Source organism: Archangium sp. (assembly GCF_036388035.1).
Lineage (GTDB): Bacteria > Myxococcota > Myxococcia > Myxococcales > Myxococcaceae > Archangium.
Genome location: NZ_DASVSO010000286.1, coordinates 1 through 5,587 on the forward strand (window position 1 = coordinate 1; position 5,587 = coordinate 5,587).

Consider the following 5,587-nt stretch of genomic DNA (forward strand, 5'->3'; position numbering starts at 1 on the left):
TCGCCCGCTCCATCAGCGACACCTTCCCCTGCTGCGGCAGATCCATGCACAGCAGCCGCTCGTTCCACAGCATGCAGCGCCGCCCCGTCACCTGGGACTCCACCGCCGAGGCCTCCGTCGCCCCCAGCACCGGCCGCGCGAAGAAGCCCGCCAGCGTCACGTCCCCCTGGGGGCCCACCAACACATCATGCAGCTCCTTGTTCTCGGCCCGCGCGTCGTACGTCCAGTCCGGCAGCAGCGTCATCGCCTGCGGCCGCTCGCACGTCGAGCCCCGGCACTTCCCCTCTCCCTGGCAGGGTGACGCCGGCGCGCACACGAAGCCGTCCGGCGGGTTGCGCTTCAGGCACGCCCCCTCCACGCACACGTCCGCCAGATCGCACCCGCGCGCCTCGCCACAGAAGGTGCCGTTGGCCGCCGGCCTCAGCTGGCAGCCCTTGCCGGGATCGCACCAGCCCTCCTGGCATGCCCCGTCCCCCGGGCACGGCGGCGCCGGCACCGACTGGCACCCGTCCAGCGGGCCGCACACGTCCGTGGTGCACGCGTTGCCGTCGTCACACAGCCGCTCGCGTCCCTTGCACCGGCCCGCCTGGCACACCGCGTCCAACACGCACGCATTGCCCGGATCGCACGCCGTGCCGTCCGCCAGCACCTCCTCCACGCACTCCTCCTTCACCTCGTCGAAGGTGAAGCGGTGGCACGTCACCGGCGTGGGGCAGGGCGGCGGCTGCTTGCCCTCGCCCGTCAGCCGCAGCGTCACCGTGCGGCCTCCCTCCTCCGTGCCCACCAGCGTGGCCTCGTACGTCCCCGCCGCCGGGGGGGTGAAGCGCACCCTCACCGTGGATTCCCCGGAGGCCTCCACCTCCTCCGGCAGCCCCTCCACCCCGAAGGGCGCCGGCACCGAGCCCCATGTCACCCGCACCGGGGCCCGGCCCGCGTTGCCCACCCGGAGATCGCCCTCCCGAGAGACACCCACGTACGTGGCCGGAAAGGCCATCACCTCCTGCGAGAAGCGCACCTGGCCCGAGGAGCCCACCAGGGGCGGCTTCTCGTCACGGCAGGCCCCCAGCGGCCCCGTGAGCAGCAGTGCCCCCAGCACCCACATCCACCCGACTGCTCTCGTTTCGCGCGCCATGCAGGGACCCCTGACCTCTCGGCTATAGCCCTCGCCTTCCCGAGGTGCGAGGGGGGTCCACCCCCTCCCGTTCACCGGGTCACCCTCGGGGCACTGGCGTTTCTACGGTCCACCGCGAGGGGAGTCCCCCCAACACCCCGCAACTCCTGGGGTTCACGGGCGGTACGAATCTCGCAAAGCCCGAAGACATGGCTTCCATCGAATCCGCTGTCTCCGAGCAGCTGGCCCAGGCCTTCACCGTCTTCGTGCCGCTCGCGCTCCAGCCGCAGATGGATCTGCTGCCTCCGGACGTCCGCCACGCCCTGCTGGGCGAGCTCTTCCGGCTGGCCGTCCAGGCCTGGCACGAGCGCAGCCTGCTGCCCCGCCAGGGCCCTGTCACCCTGGAGTTCCCGCTGGCCGGCTGTGACGTGGGCGTCGAGCTGGACGCGCCCAGGGCCCGCCTGACGCTCGTCTCGCTCGCCCGGGGCTGGCACTGAGGGACCCGGTGGCCCGCGCGGACTTCCCACTGTCCCCAGGCCCCTCTGTTTCTGTACTGAGTGAATTGAGATGTAGATCAAATAGGAGCAACAGCAGGGGGTGTGGGCTTGTGGAAAAGTCCGTAACCGCCTGGAAACACGGAGGTTCTCCGAAGCTGCTACATGTGGGGAAGTTGGCGCTTATCCCCGGCCACCCACAGGGGTGGGAGCCACGGGCGGGTTATCCACAGGCAGGCGGGGGTCCGTCCACAGGCCGTCCACAGGGGTTGTGGACTATCCTGCGCCCCCATGTCCGCACCGGCCAAAGGCGCTCCGACACCCAGCTCCGCCAACCTCGACCTGCACTGGGGGCAGCGCATCGGGAAGTTCCAGGTGCTCGCGCAGCTGTCGGTGGGTGGCATGGCGGAGCTCTTCCTCGGCTTCACCTCCGGGCCGGGGGGGTTCCGCAAGTATGTCGCACTCAAGCGCATCCTCCCGGGGGCTCGCGACGACGAGCAGTTCGAGCGCATGTTCCTGGATGAAGCGCGCATCACCGCGGCGCTCAACCACCCCAACATCGCCCAGGTGTTCGAGCTGGGGCAGGACGCCGAGGGCCTCTTCCTGGCGATGGAGTTCATCGCGGGGCAGAACCTCAACCAGGTGGCCGGGGTGTGCCGCCGGCGGGGCAAGACGCTGCCCCCGGGCTTCACCCTGTCGGTGGCCCGAGACGTCTGCCTGGCGCTGCACTACGCGCACACCTTCACCACGCCCGGGGGCAAGCCCTACCCCGTCATCCACCGGGACGTGGCGCAGAAGAACGTGATGGTGACGTACGACGGGGTGGTGAAGCTGCTGGACTTCGGCATCGCCAAGGCGCGCGACGGCCGGGGGCAGACGCAGGTGGGCATGGTGAAGGGCACCACCGGGTACATGTCGCCCGAGCAGGTGCGCAGCGAGCCGCTGGATGGCCGCAGCGATCTCTTCTCCGTGGGGGTGATGCTCCACGAGATGCTCACCGGCGAGCGCCTCTTCTCCGCGCAGACCGAGCGCCAGGAGATGGAGATGATCCTCGAGGCGCCCATCCCGGTGCCCTCGGCGCGCGTGCCGTCCCTGTCGCAAGCGGTGTCGACGGTGGTGCTCAAGGCGCTGGCGAGGGACCGGGAGCAGCGCTACCCGAACGGCCGCGAGATGGCGCGGGCGATCGAAGCGGCGGCGGGCAACCTGCTCTTCGACGCGGAGCAGCGCGCCGCCTTCATGCGCGAGCACTTCCAGGATCGGATGGAGGTGACGCGCCGGCTGCTGGAGAGCGCGGACGAGGCGAGCGCGCAGCAGGTGGACTCGGGGATGGCGCGGATGCTGGGGGGTGGCGAGGCCCTGGAGTCCACGGATCCAAGCCCGGAGAGGGCGGAGACCCACCCCTCTTCCCGCGACGAGTCCACGCGGCTGGGGCCCCGCGCGGAGGCGAAGCCGCGCCCCCCGCCCCCGGCGTCCCGGAAGGAGCGCGAGGAGAGCGCACGGCCGACGCGCGGGGCGGATCCGGACGAGCCGGTGACGAGTCCGGTGGCCACGACGGGCAGGCGGGTGACGCGGGAGCAGCGGGTGGCGGCCACCGGTCAGCACGGGCAGGCGAGGCCGGTGCGCAAGGGGAAGGGCCGGCTCGTGGCGGTGATCCTCGGGGTGCTGGTGGTGGGAGGGGGCGCGGGCTTCGGGGCGGTGAAGCTGGCGGCGATGCTCGAGGCGCAAGAAGTCTCCGAGCCACCGGTGAACGTGGCGGAGCTGACGGCGATGCGGCCCATCGAGCCGCCGTCCGGTCAGGAGAAGGGGGAGCCGGAGCCGCTGGCGAGCACTCCCGCGCCGGAGGTGGCCGCGCGGCCTCCAGCGGAAGCCCCGCCCCCGGTGGAGACGCAGGAGAAGAAGGACGCGCCGGCCCCCGTGAAGAAGGAGGGCGAGGGCGAGCCACCCGTGCGGAGCGTGAAGCAGGGGGCGCTGACGCTGCTCATCCTGCCGCCGGCCGAGGTGTTCCTGAACGGGCGCTCGCTGGGGAAGACGCCGCTGTTCAACGCGCCGGTGCCGGTGGGCAGGCACCTGCTGCGCATCAAGGGCGCGGACGGGAAGCGGCGGCGGCTGTCGGTGCCCATCGAGGCGGGCAAGACGGCGAAGTTCCGGCTGGCGTTGACGGACATCCCCGAGGGCTGAGCGAGGCCCCGGGTCCGACCCTTCCGGTCGCGCGGTGCGCGAACTTGTCCACTAAGTGTACAGGTTGCGCGAGAACGTGCCCGGGAGGTCCCCCCTCCTGCTCCCGAGCCCGTGCCGTTACTTCCTGGCCGCCGGGTCCGCGCCTGGGGGCAGGCCCTCCACGAGGAGCATGTCCGTCTGGGTGCTCGCCTGACGGAGCGCCTTGGCGGGGGCGTACTCGGGAGAGTTCCACCACGCGCGGGCCCGCTCGGTGGTGGGGAACTCGAGGATGACGAACCGCGGCGGGTTCCACGAGCCCTCGAGCACCTCCACCGCGCCCCCGCGCACCAGATAGCGGCCCTCGTAGGCGGCGATCGACGGCGGCGCCATCTGCTTGTAGCGCTCGTAGGTCCGCGCATCGTGGATGGCGATCTCGACGATGACGTAGGCGGCCATGCACTTCCCCTTCCCAGGAATCACGAGCCCGTGCGTCGGGCCTCGGCGGCCGGGAGTGTACGCGCGGCGAGGCGCAGCAGCTCATCATCCGAGAGCTGCTCGGTGGCGAGCACGGAGGGGTCGGCCTTGACGCGCTCCACCCTGCCCTCGCGCAGGACGTGGAACTCGCCGGTGACCTGGGTGGGAATCTTCGCGGTGAAGTCCACGCGGGCCTCGCTGAGCATGGGCTTCATCTTCTCCAGCGAGTTCTTCTCCTTCACGCGGCCGACGAACCAGGAGCGGATGGTGTCGCGGCACTTGTAGTCGAAGTCGCCGGGGCTCTGGGTGGCGAGCATCAGTCCCAGGCCCGCCGAGCGCGCGCGCCGCAGGAGGTTCTCCATGGGCTGCTTGGTGGCGGGCTGGCGCGTGGCGGGCAGGTACAGATCGGCCTCGTCGAACATGAGGACGGCCTGCAGGGCGCTGGAGGGGTTGCGGTTGAGCCAGCGCGACACCTCGATGAGGAGCTGGGACACCCAGAAGACGACGTTGTTGTGGTCCCCGAGGAACTTGGTGCTGATGACGCTCAGGCGCGTCTTGCCCGGTTGCGCGTGGGCCCCGCGGCCGAGCAGCAGATCCAGGTCGAGCTTCTCGCCGCCGCTGGCCAGCAGCACGGAGGAGTTGAGCCGGAGCGTCTCCAGGTCCTGCACGAGCTTCTCGAAGAGCCGGGTGTCGAGCCTTCCCACGGCGTTCACCAGGCGCGGATCCTTCTCGTCGATGAAGTAGACGAGCTTCTCCAGGGAGACGCCGCCGGGCGAGAGCTGCACGAGCTGATCAATCGCCTGGGTGAGGAGGGTGCGGCAGGACTTGTCGCGCCCGGTGTGCTTGTAGTCGAGCATGCCGCCGAGGGCCTCGGCCGCGTGCTGGGTGGCCTGCTTGCGATCGAACTCGGGCAGGGAGTCGAGCCCCTCGGGGACGATGGGGATGGCGAGCGGCCGGCCATGGGGGTGCCCGGGGGTGAAGAGGGCCACGTCGAGCCGCTCGCGCAGGAGGGCTCGGCGCTCGGAGCGGCGCGGGTCATCGAGCGGGCGCGTCCAGACGGCGTCGTTGGCGTAGCCGGCGAGGTCCCCCTTCCGATCGACGAGGAGGGTGGGGATGCCTTGGAGCAGGAGCTGCTCCACCACGTTGAGCGCGAGCGTCGTCTTGCCGCTCCCGGAGCCACCGAGGAAGGCGGCGTGCTGCAGGAGCTCGCGGGGCTCCAGGGAGACGGCGTCCTTCGAGAGGCTGTCCAGCACCCCGAGGCGCAGGGGCTCGAGCTGCCGGGGTGGCTCCCTGGGCGCGGGAGCCGCGGGCGGCGGAGCGGCGGGCTTCGGCTCGGTGCGAATCACGGGGA

General features: G+C 71.3%; 4 protein-coding genes and 1 pseudogene. 2 read left to right on the forward strand and 3 right to left on the reverse strand.

Translation table 11 applies throughout. From position 1 onward, the window contains the following. Positions 1-1,132 (reverse strand): annotated as a pseudogene (locus VF697_RS12100) (tenascin-X); the annotation flags it as partial. Between the two features lie 188 nt (positions 1,133-1,320). On the opposite strand from VF697_RS12100, the gene VF697_RS12105 reads away from it, so the two are divergent. Both VF697_RS12105 and VF697_RS12110 read left to right on the forward strand, forming a co-directional pair. Then, the gene (locus VF697_RS12105; RefSeq protein ID WP_331094451.1) at positions 1,321-1,608 is read left to right on the forward strand and encodes a hypothetical protein; all 288 of its coding nucleotides are present in this window, start codon (positions 1,321-1,323) and stop codon (positions 1,606-1,608) included. Positions 1,609-1,896: 288 nt separating this feature from the next. After that, positions 1,897-3,783, forward strand: a complete 1,887-nt coding sequence (locus VF697_RS12110) for a serine/threonine-protein kinase (protein ID WP_331094453.1) — start codon at positions 1,897-1,899, stop codon at positions 3,781-3,783. A gap of 117 nt (positions 3,784-3,900) precedes the next feature. Here the strand turns inward: VF697_RS12110 and VF697_RS12115 are convergent, their stop codons facing one another. Together VF697_RS12115 and VF697_RS12120 are read right to left on the reverse strand one after the other, a co-directional pair. Continuing rightward, entirely contained in the window at positions 3,901-4,218 is a 318-nt protein-coding gene (locus tag VF697_RS12115) for a DUF1330 domain-containing protein (protein ID WP_331094455.1), read from the reverse strand. A 20-nt stretch (positions 4,219-4,238) separates the two neighbouring features. After that, positions 4,239-5,587 (reverse strand): ATP-binding protein (locus tag VF697_RS12120; protein WP_414641274.1); only part of this gene is annotated, 1,349 nt, incomplete at its 5' end.